The 22459-nt window shown below is 70.8% G+C and carries 23 protein-coding genes; 12 read left to right on the plus strand and 11 right to left on the minus strand.

Annotation, left to right across the window (positions count from 1 at the left end; all coding sequences use genetic code 11):
- Positions 1 to 234: 234 nt before the first annotated feature.
- Together CLV43_RS20690 and CLV43_RS20695 are read left to right on the plus strand one after the other, a co-directional pair.
- On the plus strand, positions 235 to 1596 hold the full coding sequence (locus tag CLV43_RS20690) for a DUF1996 domain-containing protein (protein ID WP_245886735.1): 1362 nt from the start codon (positions 235 to 237) through the stop codon (positions 1594 to 1596).
- A gap of 3 nt (positions 1597 to 1599) precedes the next feature.
- Positions 1600 to 2010, plus strand: a complete 411-nt coding sequence (locus tag CLV43_RS20695; RefSeq protein ID WP_106188907.1) for an Imm1 family immunity protein — start codon at positions 1600 to 1602, stop codon at positions 2008 to 2010.
- A 53-nt stretch (positions 2011 to 2063) separates the two neighbouring features.
- Here CLV43_RS20695 and CLV43_RS20700 read toward each other — a convergent pair whose 3' ends face one another.
- Entirely contained in the window at positions 2064 to 2453 is a 390-nt protein-coding gene (locus CLV43_RS20700; RefSeq protein ID WP_106188908.1) for a hypothetical protein, read from the minus strand.
- 9 nt (positions 2454 to 2462) lie between these two features.
- Positions 2463 to 3962, minus strand: coding sequence for a PucR family transcriptional regulator (locus CLV43_RS20705; RefSeq protein ID WP_245886738.1), 1500 nt, complete (start codon positions 3960 to 3962; stop codon positions 2463 to 2465).
- A gap of 140 nt (positions 3963 to 4102) precedes the next feature.
- Here CLV43_RS20705 and uraH point away from each other — a divergent pair, with 140 nt between their 5' ends.
- The 9 genes from uraH to CLV43_RS20750 all read left to right on the plus strand — a co-directional run bounded on the left by uraH (position 4103) and on the right by CLV43_RS20750 (position 12785).
- Positions 4103 to 4402, plus strand: coding sequence for a hydroxyisourate hydrolase (gene uraH / locus CLV43_RS20710; RefSeq protein ID WP_106188909.1), 300 nt, complete (start codon positions 4103 to 4105; stop codon positions 4400 to 4402).
- Positions 4402 to 5274 carry an FAD binding domain-containing protein gene (locus tag CLV43_RS20715; protein ID WP_106188910.1) on the plus strand — a complete coding sequence of 291 codons (873 nt, stop codon included), beginning with the start codon at positions 4402 to 4404 and terminating at the stop codon, positions 5272 to 5274. The genes uraH and CLV43_RS20715 overlap by 1 nt, the downstream gene beginning before the upstream one ends.
- The gene (locus CLV43_RS20720) at positions 5265 to 5726 is read left to right on the plus strand and encodes a (2Fe-2S)-binding protein (protein ID WP_106188911.1); all 462 of its coding nucleotides are present in this window, start codon (positions 5265 to 5267) and stop codon (positions 5724 to 5726) included. Before CLV43_RS20715 ends, CLV43_RS20720 begins: the two co-directional genes overlap by 10 nt.
- Positions 5723 to 7111: an 8-oxoguanine deaminase gene (locus CLV43_RS20725; RefSeq protein ID WP_106188912.1), complete on the plus strand. Its 1389-nt coding sequence runs from the start codon at positions 5723 to 5725 to the stop codon at positions 7109 to 7111. Before CLV43_RS20720 ends, CLV43_RS20725 begins: the two co-directional genes overlap by 4 nt.
- Positions 7108 to 9333 (plus strand): xanthine dehydrogenase family protein molybdopterin-binding subunit, encoded by a 2226-nt coding sequence (locus tag CLV43_RS20730; RefSeq protein ID WP_106188913.1) that lies wholly within the window; start codon positions 7108 to 7110, stop codon positions 9331 to 9333. The genes CLV43_RS20725 and CLV43_RS20730 overlap by 4 nt, the downstream gene beginning before the upstream one ends.
- Before the next feature lie 68 nt (positions 9334 to 9401).
- Entirely contained in the window at positions 9402 to 9884 is a 483-nt protein-coding gene (locus tag CLV43_RS20735) for a nucleoside deaminase (protein WP_106188914.1), read from the plus strand.
- A 131-nt stretch (positions 9885 to 10015) separates the two neighbouring features.
- Positions 10016 to 11437, plus strand: coding sequence for an NCS2 family permease (locus CLV43_RS20740; RefSeq protein WP_106188915.1), 1422 nt, complete (start codon positions 10016 to 10018; stop codon positions 11435 to 11437).
- Between the two features lie 15 nt (positions 11438 to 11452).
- Positions 11453 to 11830 carry an allophanate hydrolase-related protein gene (locus tag CLV43_RS20745; RefSeq protein ID WP_106188916.1) on the plus strand — a complete coding sequence of 126 codons (378 nt, stop codon included), beginning with the start codon at positions 11453 to 11455 and terminating at the stop codon, positions 11828 to 11830.
- A 178-nt stretch (positions 11831 to 12008) separates the two neighbouring features.
- Positions 12009 to 12785 (plus strand): alpha/beta fold hydrolase, encoded by a 777-nt coding sequence (locus CLV43_RS20750; protein ID WP_106188917.1) that lies wholly within the window; start codon positions 12009 to 12011, stop codon positions 12783 to 12785.
- 222 nt (positions 12786 to 13007) lie between these two features.
- Here CLV43_RS20750 and CLV43_RS20755 read toward each other — a convergent pair whose 3' ends face one another.
- From CLV43_RS20755 to CLV43_RS20790, 8 genes are all read right to left on the minus strand, one after another.
- The gene (locus CLV43_RS20755; protein ID WP_106188918.1) at positions 13008 to 13625 is read right to left on the minus strand and encodes a response regulator; all 618 of its coding nucleotides are present in this window, start codon (positions 13623 to 13625) and stop codon (positions 13008 to 13010) included.
- The gene (locus tag CLV43_RS20760) at positions 13622 to 14830 is read right to left on the minus strand and encodes a sensor histidine kinase (RefSeq protein WP_245886740.1); all 1209 of its coding nucleotides are present in this window, start codon (positions 14828 to 14830) and stop codon (positions 13622 to 13624) included. The genes CLV43_RS20755 and CLV43_RS20760 overlap by 4 nt, the downstream gene beginning before the upstream one ends.
- Before the next feature lie 2 nt (positions 14831 to 14832).
- A complete protein-coding gene (locus CLV43_RS20765) occupies positions 14833 to 15558 on the minus strand; it encodes an ABC transporter permease (RefSeq protein WP_170155935.1) in 726 nt (241 codons plus the stop codon).
- Positions 15559 to 15571: 13 nt separating this feature from the next.
- Positions 15572 to 16480, minus strand: a complete 909-nt coding sequence (locus CLV43_RS20770; RefSeq protein ID WP_106188919.1) for an ABC transporter ATP-binding protein — start codon at positions 16478 to 16480, stop codon at positions 15572 to 15574.
- A 58-nt stretch (positions 16481 to 16538) separates the two neighbouring features.
- On the minus strand, positions 16539 to 17426 hold the full coding sequence (locus CLV43_RS20775) for a bile acid:sodium symporter family protein (RefSeq protein ID WP_106188920.1): 888 nt from the start codon (positions 17424 to 17426) through the stop codon (positions 16539 to 16541).
- Positions 17427 to 17575: 149 nt separating this feature from the next.
- Positions 17576 to 17893 (minus strand): antibiotic biosynthesis monooxygenase family protein, encoded by a 318-nt coding sequence (locus CLV43_RS20780; protein ID WP_106188921.1) that lies wholly within the window; start codon positions 17891 to 17893, stop codon positions 17576 to 17578.
- A gap of 72 nt (positions 17894 to 17965) precedes the next feature.
- Positions 17966 to 18562, minus strand: a complete 597-nt coding sequence (locus tag CLV43_RS20785; protein WP_106189316.1) for a TetR/AcrR family transcriptional regulator — start codon at positions 18560 to 18562, stop codon at positions 17966 to 17968.
- Positions 18563 to 18965: 403 nt separating this feature from the next.
- Positions 18966 to 19598 (minus strand): DUF305 domain-containing protein, encoded by a 633-nt coding sequence (locus CLV43_RS20790; protein WP_106189317.1) that lies wholly within the window; start codon positions 19596 to 19598, stop codon positions 18966 to 18968.
- A 227-nt stretch (positions 19599 to 19825) separates the two neighbouring features.
- Between CLV43_RS20790 and CLV43_RS20795 the strand changes: the two genes are divergently transcribed.
- Positions 19826 to 21235 (plus strand): LVIVD repeat-containing protein, encoded by a 1410-nt coding sequence (locus CLV43_RS20795; protein ID WP_425445766.1) that lies wholly within the window; start codon positions 19826 to 19828, stop codon positions 21233 to 21235.
- Between the two features lie 61 nt (positions 21236 to 21296).
- On the opposite strand, the gene CLV43_RS20800 is transcribed toward CLV43_RS20795, so the two are convergent.
- Positions 21297 to 22442, minus strand: a complete 1146-nt coding sequence (locus CLV43_RS20800) for a low temperature requirement protein A (protein ID WP_106188922.1) — start codon at positions 22440 to 22442, stop codon at positions 21297 to 21299.
- Positions 22443 to 22459: the final 17 nt, after the last annotated feature.

A 22459-nucleotide genomic window follows, 5' to 3' on the forward strand; every position in this document is an offset into this window, starting at 1 on the left:
CGTCATGCGCCCTGCGTGACCGGCGTGCCGCACTCGGTGAACATAACGAGCCGATAACGACGAGGTCGCGGAGGAGCATCGGGAGCGGATTGGTACGTATGCCCCAGTGTCCACCGCCGTCAGGCGGCCGGGGATCGAAGCGCACTGCGCGTACCAAACGACGAGGTGACACATCACATGACGCGTTCCCAGGGACGGCATTCCTTCTCCCGCCGCGCGAAGCTGACCGCTGGAATGACCGGATTGGCACTCACGGTTGGTCTGGCCGTCGCGTTCACCACGACCGGGGACCAGGGGGAGGCTCGTGCCGATGGCGCGGACAAATCGCTGTTCGTCGACATCACCACGGTCAAGCCGAACGTCAAGACGCCGAAGGCGCAGCAGGACGCGACCACCGGCACGTTCACGGTCGACTGCGGGTTGAACGAGAACAAGCACTTCAACGGCGACAACTTCATCGCGGCCCCTGGGGTGAACAACGGCGCGGAGCACCTGCACGACTACGTGGGCAACCTGACGACCGACGCGAACTCCAGCAACCAGAGCCTCCAGGCGGGCGGGACCACCTGCGCGAACGGCGACAAGTCGGCCTACTTCTGGCCGGTAATCCGGATCGACAAGGGCGAGGAGGAAGCCGCGGCGGGCGGCGACGCGGCAGCCGACGGGGATGCGGCTGCCAGCGCCCAGCCCAGCGCGACCAACCAGAACGGCCAGAACGGCCAACGCGGTCAGCGCGGCGGCCAGGGCGACCAGCAGGGTGACCGCCAGGGCGGCAACCAGCAGGGCGGCAACCAGCGCGACGGCCAGAACGGCCAGCAGGACAAGCCGCAGGGCTTCCAGCGCGACAACGGCCAGAACGACAACGACAACCAGCAGCAGCGCAACGGCCAGCAGGGCGGCAGGCAGGGCCAGGGCGGCAAGGACCAGGCGGCCAAGGACTCCGCGGCAGCCGGCTCGAACGCGGCGGACGCGAACGCCGGTCAGGACGCGAACGCCGACGCCGACGCCGCCCAGAACGAGGCCAACCTCGGCAAGGACGCGGCGGAGGACCTCCCCGGCAACGACGGCGTGATCCAGGAGCCGAAGGCCGCCGACATCACGTTCCGCGGCAGCCCCGTCGGCGACGTGGTCGCGATGCCGAAGTTCCTGAAGATCCTCTACGGCGACGCGAAGCGCTCGATCAACGGCGACAAGAACACCAAGGCGTCCTGGACCTGCGCGGGCTTCGAGGACAAGGTGCTGCTCGACAAGTACCCGATCTGCCCGAACGGCGCGGCCGTCAAGCGGATCCACGACTTCCCCGGCTGCTGGGACGGCAAGAACACCGACAGCGCCAACCACCGCGACCACGTGGCGTTCGCCGACGCCAACGGCCAGTGCGGCAACGGCTTCAAGGCCATCCCGCAACTGCGCATCACGCTGACCTACGACATCCCGGCCGATGTGCAGCGCAACGCCCAGTACAAGGTCGACTCGTTCCCGGCCGAGGAGCACGACCCGCTCACCGACCACGACGACTTCGCCAACGTGATGTCCGACCAGATCATGAACAGGCTGGTCGACTGCATCAACGGCAACAAGACCTGCAAGGAGTGAGCCGTGATCGAGGCGCACTACTCCGTCGCCGTCGAGGGAGACCGGAGTTGGCTCGGCCAGGTCGACGAACTGCGCCAGGGCGAGGACGTCAGACGGCTCCTCGACAAGCTCACCGATCCCCGTAGCGACAACGCCCTGCTCATCCACACCGACCGCCCCACGCTGGACTCCGGCTACCCGGACCACGAGGTGACGGTCGGGGTGCGGGGCGACCGCGGCGCGATCCTCTTCACCGACAGCAACACCGGCACGTGGGTCACGCTGGGCGAGGGCCCGGCGCGGCGCACGGTGTACGCGGGGATCGAGTTCCCCACGCACTGCGAGATCCCGGTCCCGTCCCTCGTCTCGGCCATCGAGGAGTTCCTCCTCACCGGCGAGCGCCCGACGAGGGTGCCGTGGCAACAGGCCCGGTGACGTCCCCCGTCATCGGAACCGCCGTGGAGGAGCGCACCCTCCTCCACGGCGGTTCACGGGATCACGAGTCCCGCGGTCCTCAACGACTCCTCGACGCGCAGCCGTTCCAGCTCGCGGTCCATGCCCTCGGGCAGGTAGCCCAGCCGGTGGTCGACCTCCACGGCCCGGCACGCCTGCACCAGCAGCGCGTCGTAGGCCTGCCGGGTGCCCGCCCTGCGGACCGCCGGGATGCCCGACTCGTAGCCCGCCAGGATCCGGTGCACGCGCCGGAGGTCGGCGGAGACCTGCTCGATGGACGGCCCCGCGGGCACGACCGGCACGCGGCGGCGGCGCTTGAGCCGCCGGACCACCTTCGGCACCACGATCGCCGTCCAGCAGAGCACCGCGGGCGTCGCCGTCAACGCCGCGTACGCCACCAGGTTCTGGACCGGGACCTCGGCCATCCCCCGATTCTACGGCTTTCCGGGCCCCGCTTGGAGTGCCAAGTACAGGTCCACACGGGTGGCGAAGTCGCCGAGGTCGACCCCGAGCAGCTCCTCCACCCGGCCGATCCGGTAGCGCAGCGTGTTCACGTGGACGTGCAGCTCCGCGGCGGCGGTCGTCCACGACCCCGAGCCGTCCAGGAACGTCCGCAGCGTGCCGACGAGGTCGGTGCCGTGCTCGGCGTCGTAGTCCAGCACCGCGCCCAGCAGCCTGCGCCGCACCGACGAGCGCAGCTCCTCCGGCACCCCGGCGAGCAGCAGCTGGTGCAGCGCGATCTCCTCGCCCGCCACCACGCACGTGCGGCCGGGCCGCGCCTCTCCCAGCCGCCGCGCGTGCGACGCCTCCTCGACCGCGCCGCGCAGCCCGGCGACGCCGGTCGGTGAGCTGATCCCGACCAGGAGCCGGGTCGAGCCGAGGCCGGGTTCCAAGGCGCGCAACGCCTTGCGCGCCACGTCGGCGGGCCGGTCGACGTCGGCGGGCGCCAGCGCGTACACCTCGGTGCCGACCGCGCCGACGAGCGCCCGCGGGGCGATCTCCGCGACCAGCTCCTCCAGCACGGCCGTGGCGAGGTCGACCCGGTGGTCGGACGTCGAGACCGCGAGCACGCGCAGCGGCGCGTCCGGCTCGAACCCCGCGGCCGAGACGCGCGAGCGCAGCTCCCCCGGTCCGGCCGAGCCGTCCAGCACGAGCCGCAGCAGCGGTCCGGTCGCGCGGTTCTCGATCACCCGGCCCTGCGCGATCCGCGACCGCTCCAGCGCGACCAGGCTGGCCAGCTCGGCGGCGACCTCGTCGTCGCGCCGGTCGCCGGTCGCGGCCAGGATCCAGCCGGTCAGCCGTCCCCCGCCGCGTTCGGCCACCGGCAGCAGCGTCGTGCCGCGGACGAGCTTGGGCAGCCGGTCGGCGCGCAGGAAGTCGCGCACCAGCGCCGCGGGCTGGTCGACCTCGGCGCCCGCGACCAGCCTGCCGGTCGTGGACAGCACCGAGCACGCCGCGCCCAGCTCGCGGGCGCCCGCCTCCACCAGCGCGGGCAGGCCCTCCGCGACCACGGTCAGCAGCCTGCGGTGCCGCCCGAGCATCGTGCCCGCGTCCCCGACCCGTTCGGCCGCCAGCTCCAGCACCACCCGTTCGGTGATGGTCGCGAACGACAGGTCGACGGGCACCTCCAGCAGCGGGACGCCGTGCCTGGCGCAGGCCTCCAGCAGCGCCGCCGGGAGCTCCCGCGCCTCGGCCTCGCTGGCCGCCAGCGCCGCGACACCCGCGCGGGCGAGCGAGGAGACGAACACCTCGCAGTCGGCGGGTCCGCGGTGCCACAGCAGCCCGGTGAGCACCAGCTCCCCGCCGGAGAGGTACCGGGCCGGATCGGGGAGCTCGGTGCCGTAGAGCCTGGTCACGGGCCGGTCGAGCAGGTCCTCACCGCACCTCGGGCGCAGTCGCAGCTCGGGCATCCCGAGCAGGGCCCGCACGAGCACCGCGACCACCTCCCTCGTCCGATCGGGTTTGTAGGAAAGCACAACCGCACCGACTGTAGGAGCCTGGGTTTCATGCGCCCCGCCGTAGCTGTCCCCCGGTCCCGCTCTGTGTACTGGCCCACACACCGATTGGAGGGCGAGTGACGATCTCCACCCACGTGCTGGACGCGCAGCGCGGCAGACCCGCCACCGGGCTCGCCGTGCGGCTGGAACGCGCGGACGGGACGCTCCTGTCGTCCGGGCGGACCGGCGCCGACGGCCGGATCACCGGCTGGGACGCCACCGAGGCGGGCGTCTACCGGCTGGTGTTCGACACCGGACCGGTCTCGCCGTTCTTCCCGGAGGTCGTGCTGACGTTCCGCGTCGCCGACCCGGCCGAGCACCACCACGTGCCGCTGCTGTTGTCCCCGTTCGCGTACTCGACCTACCGAGGCAGCTGATGGACTTCCTACGCCCCAACACCTTCGCCGAGGCGCTGGCCCTCAAGGCCGAGCAGCCCGACGCCGTGCCGATCGCCGGTGGCACGGACGTGATGGTGGAGCTGAACTTCGACCACCGCAGGCCGCCCGCGCTGCTCGACCTGACCCGGATCGCCGAGCTGCGCGAGTGGTCGGCGGTGGACGGGAAGCTGCGCGTCGGGTCCGGTGTGCCGTACGCGCGGATCATCGAGCAGCTCGGCGGGCAGCTGCCGGGCCTGGCGATGGCGTCGCGCACGGTCGGGTCGCCGCAGATCCGCAACCGCGGCACGGTCGGCGGGAACCTCGGCGCCGCCTCCCCCGCCGGTGACACGCACCCGGTGCTGCTGGCGGGCGACGCGGTGATCGAGGCCGCCTCCGCCCGCGGCACCAGGATGATCCCGGCCGCCGAGTTCTACCTCGGCGTGAAGCGCAACGCGCTGGAGCCCGACGAGCTGATCGCCGCCGTGCACCTGAACGCGGCGCCGGGGCCCGAGCAGTTCGCGAAGGTCGGCACCCGCAACGCCATGGTGATCGCGGTGTGCTCGTTCGCCATCGCCCTGCACCCCGCCGAGAAGCGGGTCGGCGCGGCGGTCGGGTCGGCCGCCCCGACGCCCCGGCACGCCACGGCCGCCGAGGAGTTCCTGGCGGGCGAGCTGGACTGGGACGCGCCGAAGCCGCTGCTGGACTCGGTGAAGCGCCGGTTCGGCGAGCTGGTCGCCGAGGCGGCGAGCCCGATCGACGACGTGCGCGGCAGCGCCGCGTACCGCAAGCACGCACTGGCCGTCCTCGCCCGCCGCACGCTGGGCTGGGCGTGGCAGGACCACCTCGGCAAGGAGACCCGCGAATGCGCGTGACCGTGACCGTCAACGGCGAGCAGCGCCGGGCCGACGACGTGTGGGAGGGCGAGAGCCTGCTGTTCCTGCTGCGCGAGCGGCTGGGCCTGCCGGGGTCGAAGAACGCCTGCGAGCAGGGCGAGTGCGGCTCGTGCACGGTGTACCTGGACGACGTGCCGGTCTGCTCGTGCCTGGTGGCCGCGGGCCAGGTGCAGGACCGCGAGGTGCGCACGGTCGAGGGCTTGGCCGAGGGCGACCGGCTCGACCCCGTGCAGGAGGCGTTCGTCGAGGCCGGCGCGGTGCAGTGCGGGTTCTGCACGCCCGGTCTCGTGGTCGCCGCGCACGACCTGCTCGACCGCGTGCCGCGGCCCAGCGACCCGGAGATCCGGGAGGCGCTGGCCGGGAACCTGTGCCGCTGCACCGGGTACGAGAAGATCCTGGACGCCGTGCGGCTCGCGGCGGCCCGCCGGTGATCACCGTCATCGACCGGGTCGCGGTGTCCACGGTGGACGCGGCGGGTACCGAGCACCTGCACGGCCACGTGGTCGTGGACGGCGACACCATCGTGTCGGTCGGCTCGGGCCCGGCTCCCGCGCGGACCGGTCCGCACACCTACGTGGACGGCTCCGGCTGCCTGGTCACGCCCGGCCTGGTCAACACCCACCACCACCTCTACCAGTGGGCCACCAGGGGGTTCGCCCAGGACGCCACGCTGTTCGAGTGGCTGACCGAGCTGTACCCGGTGTGGCGCGGGCTCGACGCGGGCGTCACGCACGCCGCCGCGTCGGCGGGGCTGGCCCGGCTCGCGGTGACCGGCTGCACGACCGCGGCCGACCACCACTACGTGTTCCCGCGCGAGGGCGGCGACCAGTTCGAGGCGCTGGTGTCGGCGGGCAGGCGGATCGGCATCCGGCTGCACGCCGTCCGCGGCTCGATGGACCGCGGCCGGTCGCACGGCGGGCTGCCGCCGGACAACCTGGTCGAGGAGACCGAGGCCGCGCTGACCGCGACCGAGAAGGCGATCGACGAGCACCACGACCCCGCGCGCGACGCCCTCGTCCGGGTCGCGGTCGGCCCGTGCTCGCCGTTCTCGGTCAGTCCCGAGCTGATGACCGGTGCGGCGGAACTGGCCCGCCGCAAGGGGGTCCGGCTGCACACCCACCTCGCCGAGACGGTCGACGAGGAGGAGCAGTGCCTGGCCGAGAACGGCTGCACGCCCACCGAGTACGCCGAACGGCTCGGCTGGCTCGGCGACGACGTGTGGCTGGCGCACACCGTGCACCTGTCCGGCGACGCCGTGCGGCGGCTGGGTGCCACGAGCACCGGGTCCGCGCACTGCCCGACGTCCAACGGACGGCTGGGCACCGGTATCGCGCCCGTCCGCGACCTGCTCGACGCGGGCGCGCCGGTCGGTCTCGGCGTCGACGGGGCGGCGTCCAACGAGGACGGCGGCCTGGTGGCCGAGCTGCGGCAGTCCGTGATGCAGGCCCGGCAGCGCGGCGGGCCGAAGGCGATGACGTTCCGGCAGGCGCTCTGGCTGGGCACGATGGGCGGCGCCCGCTGCCTCGGCCGCCAGGACGAGATCGGCTCGATCGAGCCGGGCAAGCTCGCCGACCTGGCGCTGTGGCGGCTCGACGGCGTGGACCACGCCGGGATGGCCGATCCGGTGGCCGCACTGGTGTTCGGCCCGCAGCCGCCGTTGAAGCTGCTGCTCGTGGGCGGCAGGACCGTGGTCTCCGACAACGAGCTCCGCACCGCGCCCGCCGACGACCTGGCCCGTGAACTCCGGACCGCCAGCGCGAAGCTGATGACCGAAGATCCGCTTGCGGGATCGAGCATTCCAGGAGGATCCCGATGAGCCTGACCCCCGCCGAACTCACCTCCAGCGTCACCGGGGGCATCGGCACGAGCCCCCAGCGCCCGGACGGCAACCTCAAGGTGCGCGGCGAGTTCGCCTACGCGTCCGACCTGTGGCACGAGGACATGATCTGGGGCTCGACGCTGCGCAGCCCGCACCCGTACGCGCGGATCGTGTCGATCGACCTGACCGAGGCGCTGGAGGTGCCCGGCGTGTACGCCGTGCTGACGCACGAGGACGTGCCGGGCGCGAACCTGTACGGCCTGGAGCACAAGGACCAGCCCGTCCTCGCGGTCGACGTCGTGCGCTACCAGGGCGAGGCGGTCGCGCTCGTCGGCGCCGACCACCCGGAGACCGCCACCCGCGCGATGAAGCGGATCAAGGTCGAGTACGAGGTCCTGGAACCCGTGGTGGACATGGAGACCGCGGCCGACGACACCCCGCTGCACCCCGGCGGCAACCTCGTCCGGCACGTGCCGATCCGCCGCGGCGGCCAGGCCCCGACCGCGGACGTCGTGGTCACCGGCCGGTACGAGGTCGGCATGCAGGACCAGGCTTTCCTCGGCCCGGAGTCCGGACTCGCGGTACCCGCCGAGGACGGCGGCGTCGACCTGTACATCGCCACCCAGTGGCTGCACGTCGACCAGGGCCAGGTCGCCTCCGCGCTGGGGATGCCGCTGGACAAGGTGCGGCTCACGCTGTCCGGCGTCGGGGGTGCGTTCGGCGGCCGCGAGGACCTGTCGATGCAGGTGCACGCCTGCATGCTGGCGCTGCACACCCGCAAGCCGGTGAAGATGGTCTACAACCGCGAGGAGTCGTTCTACGGCCACGTGCACCGCCACCCCGCCGTGCTGCACTACGAGCACGGCGCGACCAACGACGGGAAGCTGGTGTACGTCAAGGCGAGGATCTTCCTCGACGGCGGCGCGTACGCCTCCAGCACCGGCGCGGTCGTCGCCAACGCCGCCACGCTCGGCGTCGGCCCGTACGAGGTCGACAACGTCACGATCGACTGCTACGGCGTCTACACCAACAACCCGCCGTGCGGTGCCATGCGCGGATTCGGTGCCGTGCAGGCGGGTTTCGCCTACGAGTCCCAGATGGACAAGCTCGCCGACGCGCTCGGGATGGACCCGGTCGACGTGCGGATCGCCAACGCGATGACCGAGGGCTCGGTCATGCCGACCGGCCAGGTGGTCGACTCCGCGGCCCCGGTGGCGCAGCTGCTGAAGCTGGTGAAGGACAAGCCGCTGCCGCCGGTGTCGACCACGCTCGACCTGCGCTCGATGCCCGGCGGCGTCTCCAACACCACCCACGGCGAAGGTGTCGTGCGCGGGATCGGGTACGCCGTGGGCATCAAGAACGTCTGCTTCTCCGAGGGCTACGACGACTACTCGACCGCACGGGTGCGCGTCCAGGTCATCAACGGCGAGCTGGTCGCGCTGGCGCACACCGCGGCGTGCGAGGTCGGTCAGGGCCTGGTGACGATCATGCAGCAGATCGTGCGCACCGAACTCGGTGTGCAGCGCGTGACGATCCTGCCGATGGACACCAGCATCGGCAACGGCGGCTCCACCTCCGCGTCCCGGCAGACCTACGTCACCGGCGGCGCGGTCAAGGCCGCCTGCGCGGCCGTGCGCGACAAGCTGGCCAAGCTCGCGGGCGGCCGTGATCTGTCCGAAGTGGACCTGGTGGAGCTGCTGGGCGACGACGTGGTCGACGAGACGGTCGAGTGGCGGCACCGCGCGACCGAGCCGCTGGACCCGGAGACGGGCCAGGGCAACGCGCACGTGCAGTACGGGTTCGCGGCGCACCGCGCCGTGGTCGACGTGGACGTGGAGCTCGGGCTGGTCAAGGTGGTCGAGCTGGACTGCGCGCAGGACGTCGGCAACGCGCTGAACCCGCAGGCCGTGCTCGGCCAGATCCAGGGCGGCTCCGCACAGGGCCTCGGCCTCGCGGTGATGGAGGAGATCCAGACCTCGGGCGGCAAGGTGCGCAACCCGTCGTTCACCGACTACCTGATCCCGACCGTGCTCGACATGCCGCCGATGAGCATCGACGTGCTCGAACTGGCCGACCCCAACGCGCCCTACGGCGTCCGCGGTGTCGGCGAGCCGCCCACCATCTCGTCCACCCCGGCCATCGTGGCCGCCATCCGGGCCGCGACCGGCCTCGCGCTCACCCGCGTCCCGGTCCGACCCGAGCACATCACCGGAACCTGAGTCCCACCCCCGTCCACGTCGCGGCCCACCCGGCCGCGGCGCGGACGAGCACGCCCGAGGAGACCCCCATGACCACATCCGTCAACGCCGACCAGGCCTGGCTGCGCGAGGCCGTCGACCTGGCGACGAAGAACGTCGCCGACGGCGGCGGCCCGTTCGGCGCGGTGATCGTCCGCGACGGCGAGGTCATCGCCGCCGGCACCAACCAGGTCACCCCGCTGCTCGACCCGACCGCGCACGCCGAGGTCGTGGCCATCCGCGCCGCCTGCCGGGTGATCGGCGACTTCAAGCTCACCGGCTGCGTGCTGGTGTCGTCGTGCGAACCCTGCCCGCTGTGCATCTCCGCCGCGCTGTGGGCGCGGGTGGACCGGGTCGTGTTCGCCGCGGACCGCGACGACGCGGCGGCGGCCGGGTTCGACGACCGCGAGTTCTACGAGCTGTTCGGCAAGCCCAGGGAGGCCTGGAGCCTGCCCGTCGACCGCGTGAGCACCGACGTGGACAACGCGCCCTTCAGCGCGTGGCTGTCCCGCGCCGACCGCGTCGACTACTAGAGACCGGTGCTCGGATCTGACTCTCGGCTCGCCGAGACCCGGAGCGCTGTGAAGCAGAAACGCGTCCGACGGGGCCGAAGCCGGCAAGCACGGGCCCCGCCGGACGCGCCCACCGGCACGGGAAGGACGTCATGACCCAGCTAAGGAATGACATCCCCGCACGAACACCCCTCGACCGGTTCTTCCGCGTCAGTGAACGCGGGAGCACCCTCGGCCGCGAGGTGCGCGGTGGGATCACCACCTTCGTGGCGATGTCGTACATCGTATTGCTCAACCCGCTGATCCTCGGGGCGTCCGCCGACATCACCGGCGCGAAGCTCTCGATCGAGCAGGTCACGACCGCCACGGCGCTGGCGGCGGGCGTGATGACCATCCTCATGGGCCTGGTCGGCAACGCCCCGCTGGCCCTGGCGGCGGGCCTGGGCGTCAACGGCGTGGTCGCGTTCCAGATGGCCCCGACGATGACCTGGGCGCAGGCGTTCGGCCTCGTGGTGCTGGAGGGCTTCTGCATCGTCGTCATGGCGGTCTCGGGGGTGCGGGAACGGATCATCAACGCCATCCCGGAGCCCTTGAAGATCGCCATCACCGTCGGCATCGGCCTCTACATCGCCTTCGTCGGCCTGGTCAGCGCCGGTTTCGTCACCCGGACCCCGGACGCGGCCCACTCGACCGTCCCGGTCCGCATGGGTGTGGACGGCCACCTGGTCGGCTGGCCGATCGTCGTCTTCGCCGTGGGCCTGCTGCTGATGATCGTCCTGGTGAGCCGGGGCGTCCCCGGCGCGGTGCTGATCAGCATCGGCACCGCCACCCTGCTGGCCGTCGTGGTCAACGCCGCCTTCCACGTGCAGGGCTGGGGACTGGTCGAACCGACCCTGCCCGACCGGGTCGTGGCCGCCCCGGACTTCGGCCTGTTCGGCCAGGTCGACCTGTTCGGCGGGTTCGCCTCGGCGGGCGCGATCAGCGCCACGGTCTTCCTGTTCACCCTCGTGCTGTCCGGGTTCTTCGACGCCATGGGCACCATCACCAGCGTCTCCGACGAGGCCGGCCTGACCAAGGACGGCAAGGTCGAGGGCATGGGCCGCATCCTCCTGGTCGACGGCGCGGGCGCCATCGCGGGCGGCATCACCGGCTCGTCGCCGAACACCGTGTTCCTGGAGTCCGCGGCGGGCGTCGGCGAGGGCGCCCGGACGGGCCTGGCCAGCGTCGTGACCGGCGCGATGCTCGGGGCGACGCTGCTGTTCACCCCGCTCGCGGCCGTCGTCCCGGCGCAGGCGGCCGCACCCGCGCTGGTCGTGATCGGCGGCCTGATGATGGCGCAGGTCCGCCGCATCCCGTGGCAGGACACCGACTACACGATCCCGGTGTTCCTCACCGCCGCGCTCATCCCGTTCACCTACTCCATCACCAACGGCATCGGCGCCGGGCTCGTGTCCTACGTGCTCATCAGGGTCTGCAAGGGCCGGTGGCGCGAGGTGGGCGGGCTGATGACCGTGATCGCGGGCCTGTTCGTCCTGTACTTCGGCGTCGAAGCCGTCACCGCCGTCCTGCGCTGAACCCGGAGGTACCCCGTGGCTCTGATCTTCCTCAACGGCGGCGGCATGCGCGGCGGCCCGCTGCACCACCAGCTCCAAGGGACGCCGCTGCTGTGCGTGGCCCGCAGCGCGCCCAAGTACCGCTACTTCTCCGTCGGCGACCGCTTCCCCGCCATGCACGGGTCCGGCACCGGCTCCGTCCTCGGCGAGGTCTACGACCTCCCGCTCACCGTCCTGCGCGACCACCTCCTCCCCGCCGAACCACCCGAGCTGGAGATCGGCGTCGTCGAGCTCGCCGACGGCAGCGCCTGCCTGGCCACCGTGCTCCGCGACAGCCACCTCGACTCCCCGGACCTCGTCGACATCACCCACATAGGTGACTGGCAGGCGTGGCTGGACCGCGACCGGCCCTGACCACGTATCCGACCACCCACCCCGCGCTCTTGCAGTGGTGGCGGACCTCGCCGCTGGGGGTGGCGAGGAGCGCCGAGGGGGAACGCAGGGGCTGTGGGCGGTAGGCGGTCGAGGGGCCTTCTACCGCCCACTCCTTTGCGCGCTAACGTGTTCGCTCATCCGCACTCGGGGGGACACGTTGGCTATCGCGGTCACGGACGACGGCTACCGGCTCTGGTACGAGGCGGAGGGCACCGGCCCCGCCATCGTCTTCCCGGCCCGGTTCCGCATCGAGCAGGCCGCACTGGCCAAGGCGCTCGCCCACAACCACCGCGTCGTCCGCTACAAGCCCCGCCAGGTGGTCGGCGTCCTCGAACCCGACGACGACGCGGGCGGCCCGTGGACCCCCACCACGTGGACCGACTACCCGATGGACCAGGAGATCTCCGACCTGCACGCCGTCGCCGACGCCGCGGGCGTGGACGACTTCGTCCTCGCGGGCTACTCGGGGATGGCCGCACTGGCGGGCTTCATGGTCACCGCCACCACCCGCGCCACCGGTCTCCTGATCGGCGGCTTCCCCCTGCTCGCCGGGTACGACTACTGGCTCGGCTACGTGGAAGGCGCACGCGCCGCACTGCTCCAGGCAGGCCTGCCGGACAAGGCGAACGAACACCACATGGGAGTCCTGCTCTACCGCACGTGGTCCGACCGCGACGACACAGCGACCCTGACCGCACTACCGGGCCCGAAGATCCTCTGGTACGGCTCCCAGGACGGCGAACCCGACTGCCGGATGCACGACTACGTGGGCGGCAGCGCCATCGCCCGCCGCATCCGCGCGACCGCCCCTGTGCTTGATGGGGCCGGTTTCACGCTTCTGGAGTTCGAGGGCCACGACCACATCGCAGCACTGTCCACAACGGATGAAATCGCTCCGAGGCTGCTGATCGCTTTGGCAGAGGCCGGTTGGTGAGGGTGGGTCCCTCGAAAACGGGTATCGCTACAGCGGACCCAGGTGCGGCCGACTTGACTTGGGGCCCCTTTTTTGGGCTTCGTCGGGCGAAAAAGGGCAGGTGGTAGAGCCTGCCCGCCGACTAATTATAAGCCCAAAAACCCCAAGTCAAGTCGGCCGCACGGCGGACGAGTGCGCTCGGTTGCGCTGTGGTCGGGCTGTTGGCTCGGTTGGGTGGTTCATTCAGAACAAGCCCCGTTCGAACGCCACCGCCACGGCGGCGGCGCGGTCTTTCACGCCCAGCTTCGCGTACACGTGCAGCAGGTGGGTTTTCACGGTCGCCTCGCTGATGAAAAGCTTCGCCGCGGCCTCGCGGTTGGTCGAGCCTCGTGCCACCAGCCCCAGCACTTCGAGTTCCCGTGAGCTGAGGGGGTCCGCAGCAGGTGAGCGCACCTGTCCCAGCAAGGTCGTCGCCACTGATGGGGACAGCACTGCTTCGCCGCGGGCGGCTGAGCGCACGGCGCGGAACAGTTCGTCGCGCGGTGTGTCCTTCAGGAGGTAGCCGGTGGCGCCCGCTTTCACGGCGGGCAGCACGTCGCTTTCGGTGTCGAAGGTGGTCAGGACCAGGATGCGGGCGGGGTTCCCCTTCTCCCGCAACGAGGTGATGGCGCCGACGCCGTCCACCCTGGGCATCCGCAGGTCCATCAGCACGACGTCCGGTCGCACGGCCTCGACGAGCGTGACGGCCTCCGCGCCGTCCGCGGCCTCGCCGACGACCTCGAAGTCGCCGTCCCCCGAGAACATCCCGCGCAGCCCGTCGCGCACCACCGGGTGGTCGTCCACGATCACCAGCCGGATCACGTCGTCACCGCAGTGGGGATCGCCGGGACGCTGGCGGAGACGGCCGTGCCCAGGCCGGGCTCGGACTCCACCTCGAACGCGCCCGCGAGCCTGCTCACCCGCTGCCTCATGGTCATCAGACCGAACCCCTCGCCACCGGTGGCACCGGGGTCGAAGCCGACCCCGTCGTCGCGGACGTCCAGCGTCACCACGTCCTCCATGTACGACAGCGTCAGCCCGACCCTGGACGCCGCGGCGTGCTTGGCGACGTTGGCCAGCGCCTCCTGCGCGGTGCGCAGCAGCGCCACCTCGACCTCGGGGTGCATCGGCCGCGCGGTGCCGGTGGTGGTGACCTCGACCGGGACGCCGGTGGCGCCGCGCCAGCCCTCCACGACCTCGGCCAGCGCCTCGGGCAGGGCCGCGTTGGCCAGCGGCGCGGGCCGCAGGGCGTGGACGGACCTCCTGGCCTCGGTGAGGTTCTCCCTGGCGAGCCGGGTCGCGGTGGCCACCCGTGCGCGCCAGTCACCGGTCTGCTCGGCGGCCTCCAGCTGGGTGATGATCCCGGTGAAGCCCTGCGCCAGCGTGTCGTGGATCTCCCGCGCCATCCGCTGCCGCTCGTCGAGCATACCGGCCTCGCGGGCCTGGACGAGGAGCTGGGCGTGCAGACCCGCGTTCTCCTCCATCGTGGCGGCGAGCTGGGCCACCATCTCCTTGCGCTTGCGGCTCTGCTCGGTCGTCACGTGCCCGACGAACGTGAACGTGCACGCGATCGTCACGAAGAGGAGGCCGAAGATCAGGAACGCGGTGAACTCCGGGCCGCTCGGCACCCCGCCGAACAGCGACATGGTGGCGAGCACCGCGGTCGTGGCGACCGCGACGAACATCCACCGCACCTTGAGCACTTCGCCGGCGTAGACGTAGACGGCGAACGACACGGCTCCGAACCACGTCTCGCGCAGGCCGAGGTAGCCGTAGAGGACCAGCATCCCGATGATGAAGACCGCCATCAGCCCCTGGCGCGTCCGCCACTTCGGGTGGGCGGTGAACCACCAGAACATCCACGCGTAGGTGAAGGCCACGACCGCGAGGCTGATCAGCTTCGCCCCGCGGTCGTGCGGCGACAGCACGAGGTAGAGCGCGGTGGTGACGGTGAGCACGAAGTACGGGATCACGTGCCCCACCGCCAGCATCCGGCGTTCCCACCTGTCCAGCGCGGTCTCGGCCACCTCTACTCCCAACGGAAGGTCCTGGCGGCGACGGTACCCGCGAACGCCGTGATCAGGGCCATGATCACGAGGTGCAGCGGTTCGGGTGCGGTGCCGACCCAGGCGTTCTGGAGCGCGGCGACGCCCGGCGGCAGGTACCGGCCGACGGTGTTGACCGCCTCCGGCAGCAGGAACCGCGGCAGGTAGGCGCCGCCGAAGAACATGATCAGGATGAACAGGACTCCCGCGACGCCGGTGGCGGCCCGCGCCGTCGGCGCGAGCGCGGCGATGACCAGCCCCAGCGCGAACAGCGAGGTGGCGCCCAGCAGCGTGGCCAGGACGAACCCGACCGGGTGGTGCGGCAGGTCGATGTCGAACACCAGCTTGCCCGCCGCCACGACGAGCACGACCGACGTCACCGCCGCGGCCAGGTTGACGACCAGCTGCGCGGTCAGCACCTTCGCCGGGTGCAGCGGCGTCGTGGACAGCCTGCGCAGCACGCCCTTCTCCCGGTAGGTGGCCACCGTCGTGGGCACCCGCTGCAACCCCAGGTACCCCAACGTGATCACCACCAGCGTGCCGACGTAGCCGTCGATGAACCGCAGCCCGCCGAACGTCGGGTCGGGTGAGCGCAGCATCGGGATGGCACCGAGCACCAGCAGCAGGATCGTCGGGAACAGCAGCGAGAAGTAGGCCATGACCCCTTCGCGCAGGTACAGCTTCGCCTCGACCCGGATGACCTTGAGCACGTCTTCTCCCCCGTCAGCTGCTGAGCTTGCGCCCGGTGAGCTCGACGAACGCGTCGTCGAGACTGGTCTGTTCGATGCGCAGCTCCGCGGCCACGACTTGGTTGCGCGCCAACAACGACGTGACCGCGTGCAGCAGGTTCCCCGTGCCGGTCACCACGATCTGGCCGCCGTGCGAGCGCACGTCCGACACCTCGGCGAGCTCGCGGAGGAGCTGCTCGGCGATCGGCTCGGAGGGCCGGAACCGCACCCGCTGCTCACCGTCCACACGCGACACGAGCCCGGCGGGCGAGTCGATCGCGACCACCCTGCCCGCGTCGATCACCGCGAGCCGGTCGCAGAGCCGTTCGGCCTCCTCCATGAAGTGCGTGACGAGCAGGATCGTCACGCCGGAGTCCCGGACGGCCTCGACCAGGTCCCAGGTGTCGCGCCGCGCCTGCGGGTCGAGTCCCGTCGTCAGCTCGTCCAGCACGGCGATCCGCGGCCTGCCGACCAGTGCCAGCGCCACCGACAGCCGCTGCTTCTGCCCGCCGGACAGCTTGCCGAACTCGACGTCCCGCTGCCCTTCCAGGCCGAGCCGGACCAGCAGGTCCCGCCAGTCGGCCGGGTCCGGGTAGAACGAGCTGTAGAGGTCAAGCGCCTCCCACACCCGCAGCCGTTCCGGCAGCAGGCTCTCCTGCAGCTGCACACCCATCCGCCGCCGCAGCTCGTCCCGGTCGCGCCGCGGGTCCAACCCGTCGACCCGGATCGTGCCGCGGTCGGGCACCCTCATCCCTTCGACGCACTCGACCGTCGTGGTCTTGCCCGCCCCGTTCGGCCCCAGGATGCCGAAGATCTCGCCCTCTTCCACGGTGAACGACACGCTGTCCACCGCGACCTTCGGCCCGTACCGCTTGCCGAGGTCCACCACCTCGATGATCGCCATGCCACAACACTGTCCGGTCGCGACGTCCGGCGGATCGACCGGCGAGCCATACCGGCGGTCAACCGATCGGTTGACCCACCTCGGGGTTCTTCCCCGACCTGACCCGCACCACGACCCACCCGAACACCGCCGCCACCGGGAACATGAGCACGCCGTAGACGGCTCCCGGCACCGCGATGTCCGTGCTGCCCAGGACGCTGATCGCGATCGTGATCGCCAGCGTGCTGTTGTGGACGCCGATCTCGAACGCGCTCGCGATCGCCTGCCGGTGCCCGATGCCGAACACCAGCGGCGCGATGTACCCGAGCGACAGGCTGACCAGGCAGAACACCAGCACCACCGCACCGCTGGCCGCCAGGTAGGGCCCGAGGTTCGCGCGCTCCGACACGACCGTCGCCACGATCACCGAGGCCAGCACCACCACCGAGAAGATCCGCACGGGCCGGTCCATCCGGTCGGCGAACCCGGACCACCTCCGCCGCACCACCATGCCGATCACCACCGGCACCAGCACGATCGCGAACACCTGCAGCACCTTGTCGAACTGCAGGTCCAGCGCCCCGCCCTCGGGCGCGAACACCTTGATCGCCAGGTTCGTGACCAGCGGCAACGTCACCACGGCCAGCACGGAGTTCACCGCCGTGAGCGTGATGTTGAGCGCGACGTCCCCGCGGAACACGTGGCTGAACAGGTTCGCCGTCGTCCCTCCCGGCGAGGCCGCCAGCAGCATCATCCCGACCGCCAGCAACGGCGGCAGCCCGAACAGCACCACCAGTCCGAAGCAGACCGCGGGCAGCAGCACCAGCTGGCAGACCAGCGCCACGAACACCGCCGCGGGCTGCCGCCGCACCCGGACGAAGTCCGCCACCGTCAACGACAGCCCGAGTCCCAGCATCACCACGGCCAGCGCCACCGGCAGCAGCACCGAACCAAGCACGGAGTCCATTCAGCGCCTCACAGTCCACCACCCGACGGGCCACGACCCTCGCAAGCCCACCGCCCGCGGTCAACCGTTATGTCCGATTCGATACGCACTCCGCACCCCTAGGGGTCAACCAGGGGCCGCGCAAGCGAGGATGCCGACGGATCGACCGCCTACGAGGCGATCAGCACCAGGTCCTCGGAGTGCTCGAACGTCTCGACCGCGTTGCCCGTCACATGACGAGCGATCCCCTTGTTCCGCGCGTGGGCCTCCCGGAACGAGTCCGACGCCACCCAGGCCCGGAAGTCCGCCTCGGTGTCGAACTCGTTGAGCGACACGTAGGGCTGGTCCGGACTCGTGGGCCGGAGCAACGTGCTGCGCCGCAGCCCCGGAACACCCGGCAGGTAGGTCCGCATGTTGTCCCGGAACTTCGCCTCGAACTCGTCGGCGCGATCCGCCGGGACGAAAAGGCGGTTGGTGGCGATGAACATGTCGCACCTCCGAGGTTCCCGACGCTGTGTAGGCAACTATTCCAACGGTGCGTCGGGAAAGCAAGAGGACCTTCAGCCGCTGGACACCTCACCAAGCAGACCGTGCAGAACCTGCCCCACCAACGCGCGGATCACGGTCTCGTTGTGATCCTCACGCCCAGGCGCGATGGCACGCGCAGCGGACTCCACCATCCCGTGGATCAACAACGCACGCAGACCCGGCTCGCCAACACCCGCCTCCTCCAACACCCCCACCAACGGCGCCAACAGCCGTTCGTGCTCGGTGCGGATCAACTCACGACTGGCATCCGGCAACGCATGGGCGGACAGGGCGACAACCGCACCATGACTACCGTCAGTGATCACACCCAACTCAGCCCTCAGGTACGCCTCGACCTTCGCCGACACACCCTCCGCCCCAGCCACAGCCCTCTCAAGAAACCGCGCCCACTCAGGAAGCTCATCGGTCACGATCGCCGCGACCAACTCCTCGCGAGACCGGAAGTACTCGTAAAGGCTGGGACGGGAAAGCCCCACACGACGAGCAAGCGCAGCAAGCGTAAGCGCCTCAGGCCCACCCTCGGTGACAAGATCACGACCAGCATCCAGGAGCGCACGCAACCGGTTCGCCCGATGCTCCGCAACCGTGTCAGCACTAATCCTGGGCACCACCCGATGCTAGCCCCAACACACACCTTGCCCGACCCCACCGAGCACCCACCCACCAACCACCCCACCAACCCAGCCAACCCCACCCCGTTGGGCGCAGCCCGCCAGCGCGCATCCGGCGCGAAGCGCCTGGGGCCTTGTCGGCGCCAGCCGATGCCCTGTCGAGCGCAGCTCGATGCCTTGTCCAACGGCGCAGCCGAGGATGCTTTGTCGGGCGGAGCCCGATGCAGTGTCGGACGTAGTCCGATGCTGGCGAAGCCAGACTCCCCCTCTGCCCCCGATCCACAGCGCCCTCCTACCTGATCTTCGTTGTCAAGACAGCCCTATCGTCTTGACAACGAAGATCAGGTATTGAGACAATCGCGCGCCGGGGGCCGGGCTTCGCTCTTTCTCTTCACACCCCCTACCCCAACCCCAACCCCTGCATCCGATTGATCTCATCCGTCTGCGTGGCGATCACGTCGGCGGCCATCTCCTCCACCTTCACGTCCACCCCGCTCGACAGAACCTCCTCCGCCATCGCCAACGCCCCCTTGTGGTGCGCCACCATCAGCCTCACGAACACCCGGTCGAACTCCTCCCCCCGCGCCGCTTTCAGCTCCCCCATCTGCTCCGCCGTGGCCATCCCCGGCATCGCGGCGTGGTCGACGTCCGGCATCTTCCCCGAGTGCCCGTGCTCCCCGGCCGTGGCCGCGTACTGCCGCTGCCACTGCTCCATCGCCCCGATCTCCGGGCCCTGCGTGTCGTGGATCCGCGCCGCCAACCCCCGCACGACCTCGTTGGACGCCCTCTCCGGCGCCAGCTCGGTCATCTCCACCGCCTGCCGGTGGTGCACGACCATGCCCGCGACGTAGGCCAGGTCGCGGTCGTTGGGCGCGATGTACCGGTCGGTGCCAAGATCGTCGGGCGAGATCGTCTTCGCGGTCTCGCCCGGTGCGCCCGGGACGATGACCGGTGCCGCGTCCTCGGTGGAGGAGGTGCCCGTGCAGCCCGCCAGCAGCAGCGCGACCGCCGCCACTCCGACCTTGATGCGCATGAGCTCCCCTTCCGTCCGCGACGCCAACGTACCCAGGGTTCCAGCAGCCGGGAACGGGGCACTACCCGTCGATCGGACCTGGTCGCACTTCGGTCGAAACGGTGATACTGACGTTCCTGCATCAGCTTTTCGAATAGGGGGACTCTGTGCCCACAGCATCCGTCCCGATCCGACGGCGCCGTGCGCCGCTCGCGGTCCTGGGAGCGTTCGCGCTGGTCGTGTCCGCCGTGGCGCTCAGCCCACAAGCTCTGGCCCAGCCCGACCAGGACAACCTCGACGGCCTCTCCGAGACCCAGCTCTCGGCGCCCGCGGAGCCCAGCGCCGGCATCCCCGCCGTCGACGAGGTCGTCCGCAGCCGCAACGTCAAGCACCTGGTGAACGTCCCGAAGCCGGGCACGTTCGCCACGACGACCAACTCCGACCTCGCGTTCGCGGACAACCACGCGTTCATCGGCAACTACGACGGCTTCACGATCTACGACATCCGCAACCCGCAGAAGCCGAAGCTCGTGAGCCAGGTCCTGTGCCCCGGTTCGCAGAACGACATCTCCGTGCAGGGCAACCTGCTGTTCCTCTCCACGGACTCGTCGCGCTCGGACAACTCCTGCTCCAGCGTCCCCCAGCCCGCAACGGAGAAGAACTCGTGGGAGGGCGTGAAGATCTTCGACATCAGCGACAAGCGCAACCCGAAGTACGTGGCCGCCGTGGAGACCGACTGCGGCTCGCACACGCACACGCTGGTGCCGGACAAGAAGGGCCGCAACGCCTACCTGTACGTCTCGTCGTACTCCCCGAGCACGACGTTCCCGGACTGCCAGCCGCCGCACGACAAGATCTCGATCGTGAAGGTGCCGCTGAAGGACCCGGCGAAGGCGTCCCTGCTCTCGGCCCCGATCATCTTCCCGGACGGCGGCAACCCCGGCCGGGGTGGCACGGTCCCGGACGGCTACGTGACGCCCACCAGCGGCTGCCACGACATCACCGTCTACCCGTCGAAGGACCTCGCCGCCGGTGCCTGCATGGGTGACGGCGTCCTGTTCGACATCTCCGACCGCGAGAAGCCCCGCGTGATCACCACCGTCCAGGACAACGTGAACTTCGCGTTCTGGCACTCGGCCACGTTCAACAACGAGGGCACCAAGGTCATCTTCACCGACGAGCTCGGTGGTGGCGGCGCGGCGACCTGCAACGAGGCCATCGGCCAGAACCGCGGCGCGGACGGCATCTACGACATCAAGGGCCGCGGCGACAACCGCACCCTCGAGTTCAAGAGCTACTACAAGATCCCGCGCCCGCAGTCCGACACCGAGAACTGCGTGGCCCACAACGGCTCGCTGATCCCGGTGCAGGGCCGCGACATCATGGTCCAGTCCTGGTACCAGGGCGGCGTGTCGATCTGGGACTTCACCGACTCGTCCAAGCCGAAGGAGATCGGGTTCTTCGAGCGCGGCCCGCTGCCCAACGGCGGTGGCGGCGGCACCTGGTCGGCGTACTACTACAACGGGTTCATCTACTCGTCGGACATCGCGAAGGGCCTCGACGTCCTGGACGTCCGGGACCCGCGGACCTTCTCCGCGAAGTTCGTGCGGGTGAACGAGCTCAACGTGCAGACCCAGGGCGCCTACCGCGAGTGGTAGTCACCTGACGTGCGACCTCGGGGCCCGTGTCCACTCCGGACACGGGCCCCGAGTCGTCCGGTCACCCGCGCGAGGCCCGTTCGGCGGTCACGACGACGGCGACCAGCGCCGCCAGCAGCACCGCGGTCACGTGGATCGGCGCGGGCCCGAACGACGCGGCGAGCACGAGCGCCGCCCCCACCGGGAACGCCCACTTGGCCGTGCCGCGGGCGGACGGGAAGACCTGGAGGAACCACACGACCAGCAGGTACACCGCCACCGGCACGGTCGTCGTCATGGCCGCCGCGAGCGACGGCAGGTGGGTCGCGTGCGTGTCGTAGTCCACCGACACCTCCAGACCCGCCCCCACCGCGGCGGCCGAGGCGAACACGAGGTAGTGGCCGTAGCCCCAGGTCAACGACTTGCGCAGGGTGGTGAGCTGCTCCTCGGCCGGGTGGTCGAAGTACAGCCACCAGAGCGCGAACACGATCACCAGCCCGGCGAACGCCAGCGACACGAGCCCCGGCACGTCGGCGGCCGCGTCCAGGCCCGCCCGGATCGCGTTGCTGGCGGCGAGGATGGACTCGCCGAGCACGATGAGCGTGAACAGCCCGTAGCGCTCGACGACGTGGCCGGGGTGGAACGTCGTGCCCGCGGCCCGTTCGGCCCACACCGGGACCAGCATCTCCAGCACGGCGAGCACGATGAAGGCCGTCAGCAGCAGGCCGTCCGGCAGGAACAGCCGGGCGACCCACCCGAGCTGGACGGCGGTGATGCCCGCGGCGTAGCGCAGGGCGGTCCCCCGGCGGTCCTGGTCGCCGTGCCACGCGCGCAGCCACTGGCTGACCATCGCGAGCCGCATCACGACGTACCCGGCGGTGACGATCTTGAAGTCGCCGTCCTCGAACGCCCGCGGCACCCCGGCGGCGAGCACGAGGACACCGGTGACCTGCACCAGCGTGGTGACCCGGTAGACGACGTCGTCGGTGTCGTAGGAGGAGGCGAACCAGGTGAAGTTCAGCCACGCCCACCAGATCGCGAAGAACACCGTGACGTAGCCGAGGACCCCGTGTCCGATGTGGTCTTCGGTCAGCGAGTGGTGCAGCATGGCCGCCGCCGACGCCACCGCCACCACGAAGCTGAGGTCGAACAGCAGCTCGAGCGGGGTCGAGGCGCGGTGCGGCTCATCGGGCCGACGGGCGGTCATCGGACGGTACGGGACGGTCATGCGTGGATGATGCACGA

It is taken from the genome of Umezawaea tangerina, assembly GCF_003002815.1.
GTDB lineage: Bacteria > Actinomycetota > Actinomycetes > Mycobacteriales > Pseudonocardiaceae > Umezawaea > Umezawaea tangerina.

What these genes read in the sequence shown, in the direction of transcription:
- CLV43_RS20690 (WP_245886735.1), top strand. Translation starts at nt 235, where the DNA reads ATGACCGGATTGGCACTCACGGTTGGTCTGGCCGTCGCGTTCACCACG.
- CLV43_RS20700 (WP_106188908.1), bottom strand. Translation starts at nt 2,453, where the DNA reads ATGGCCGAGGTCCCGGTCCAGAACCTGGTGGCGTACGCGGCGTTGACG.
- CLV43_RS20715 (WP_106188910.1), top strand. Translation starts at nt 4,402, where the DNA reads ATGGACTTCCTACGCCCCAACACCTTCGCCGAGGCGCTGGCCCTCAAG.
- CLV43_RS20720 (WP_106188911.1), top strand. Translation starts at nt 5,265, where the DNA reads ATGCGCGTGACCGTGACCGTCAACGGCGAGCAGCGCCGGGCCGACGAC.
- CLV43_RS20730 (WP_106188913.1), top strand. Translation starts at nt 7,108, where the DNA reads ATGAGCCTGACCCCCGCCGAACTCACCTCCAGCGTCACCGGGGGCATC.
- CLV43_RS20735 (WP_106188914.1), top strand. Translation starts at nt 9,402, where the DNA reads ATGACCACATCCGTCAACGCCGACCAGGCCTGGCTGCGCGAGGCCGTC.
- CLV43_RS20740 (WP_106188915.1), top strand. Translation starts at nt 10,016, where the DNA reads ATGACCCAGCTAAGGAATGACATCCCCGCACGAACACCCCTCGACCGG.
- CLV43_RS20770 (WP_106188919.1), bottom strand. Translation starts at nt 16,480, where the DNA reads ATGGCGATCATCGAGGTGGTGGACCTCGGCAAGCGGTACGGGCCGAAG.
- CLV43_RS20775 (WP_106188920.1), bottom strand. Translation starts at nt 17,426, where the DNA reads ATGGACTCCGTGCTTGGTTCGGTGCTGCTGCCGGTGGCGCTGGCCGTG.
- CLV43_RS20780 (WP_106188921.1), bottom strand. Translation starts at nt 17,893, where the DNA reads ATGTTCATCGCCACCAACCGCCTTTTCGTCCCGGCGGATCGCGCCGAC.
- CLV43_RS20790 (WP_106189317.1), bottom strand. Translation starts at nt 19,598, where the DNA reads ATGCGCATCAAGGTCGGAGTGGCGGCGGTCGCGCTGCTGCTGGCGGGC.
- CLV43_RS20800 (WP_106188922.1), bottom strand. Translation starts at nt 22,442, where the DNA reads ATGACCGTCCCGTACCGTCCGATGACCGCCCGTCGGCCCGATGAGCCG.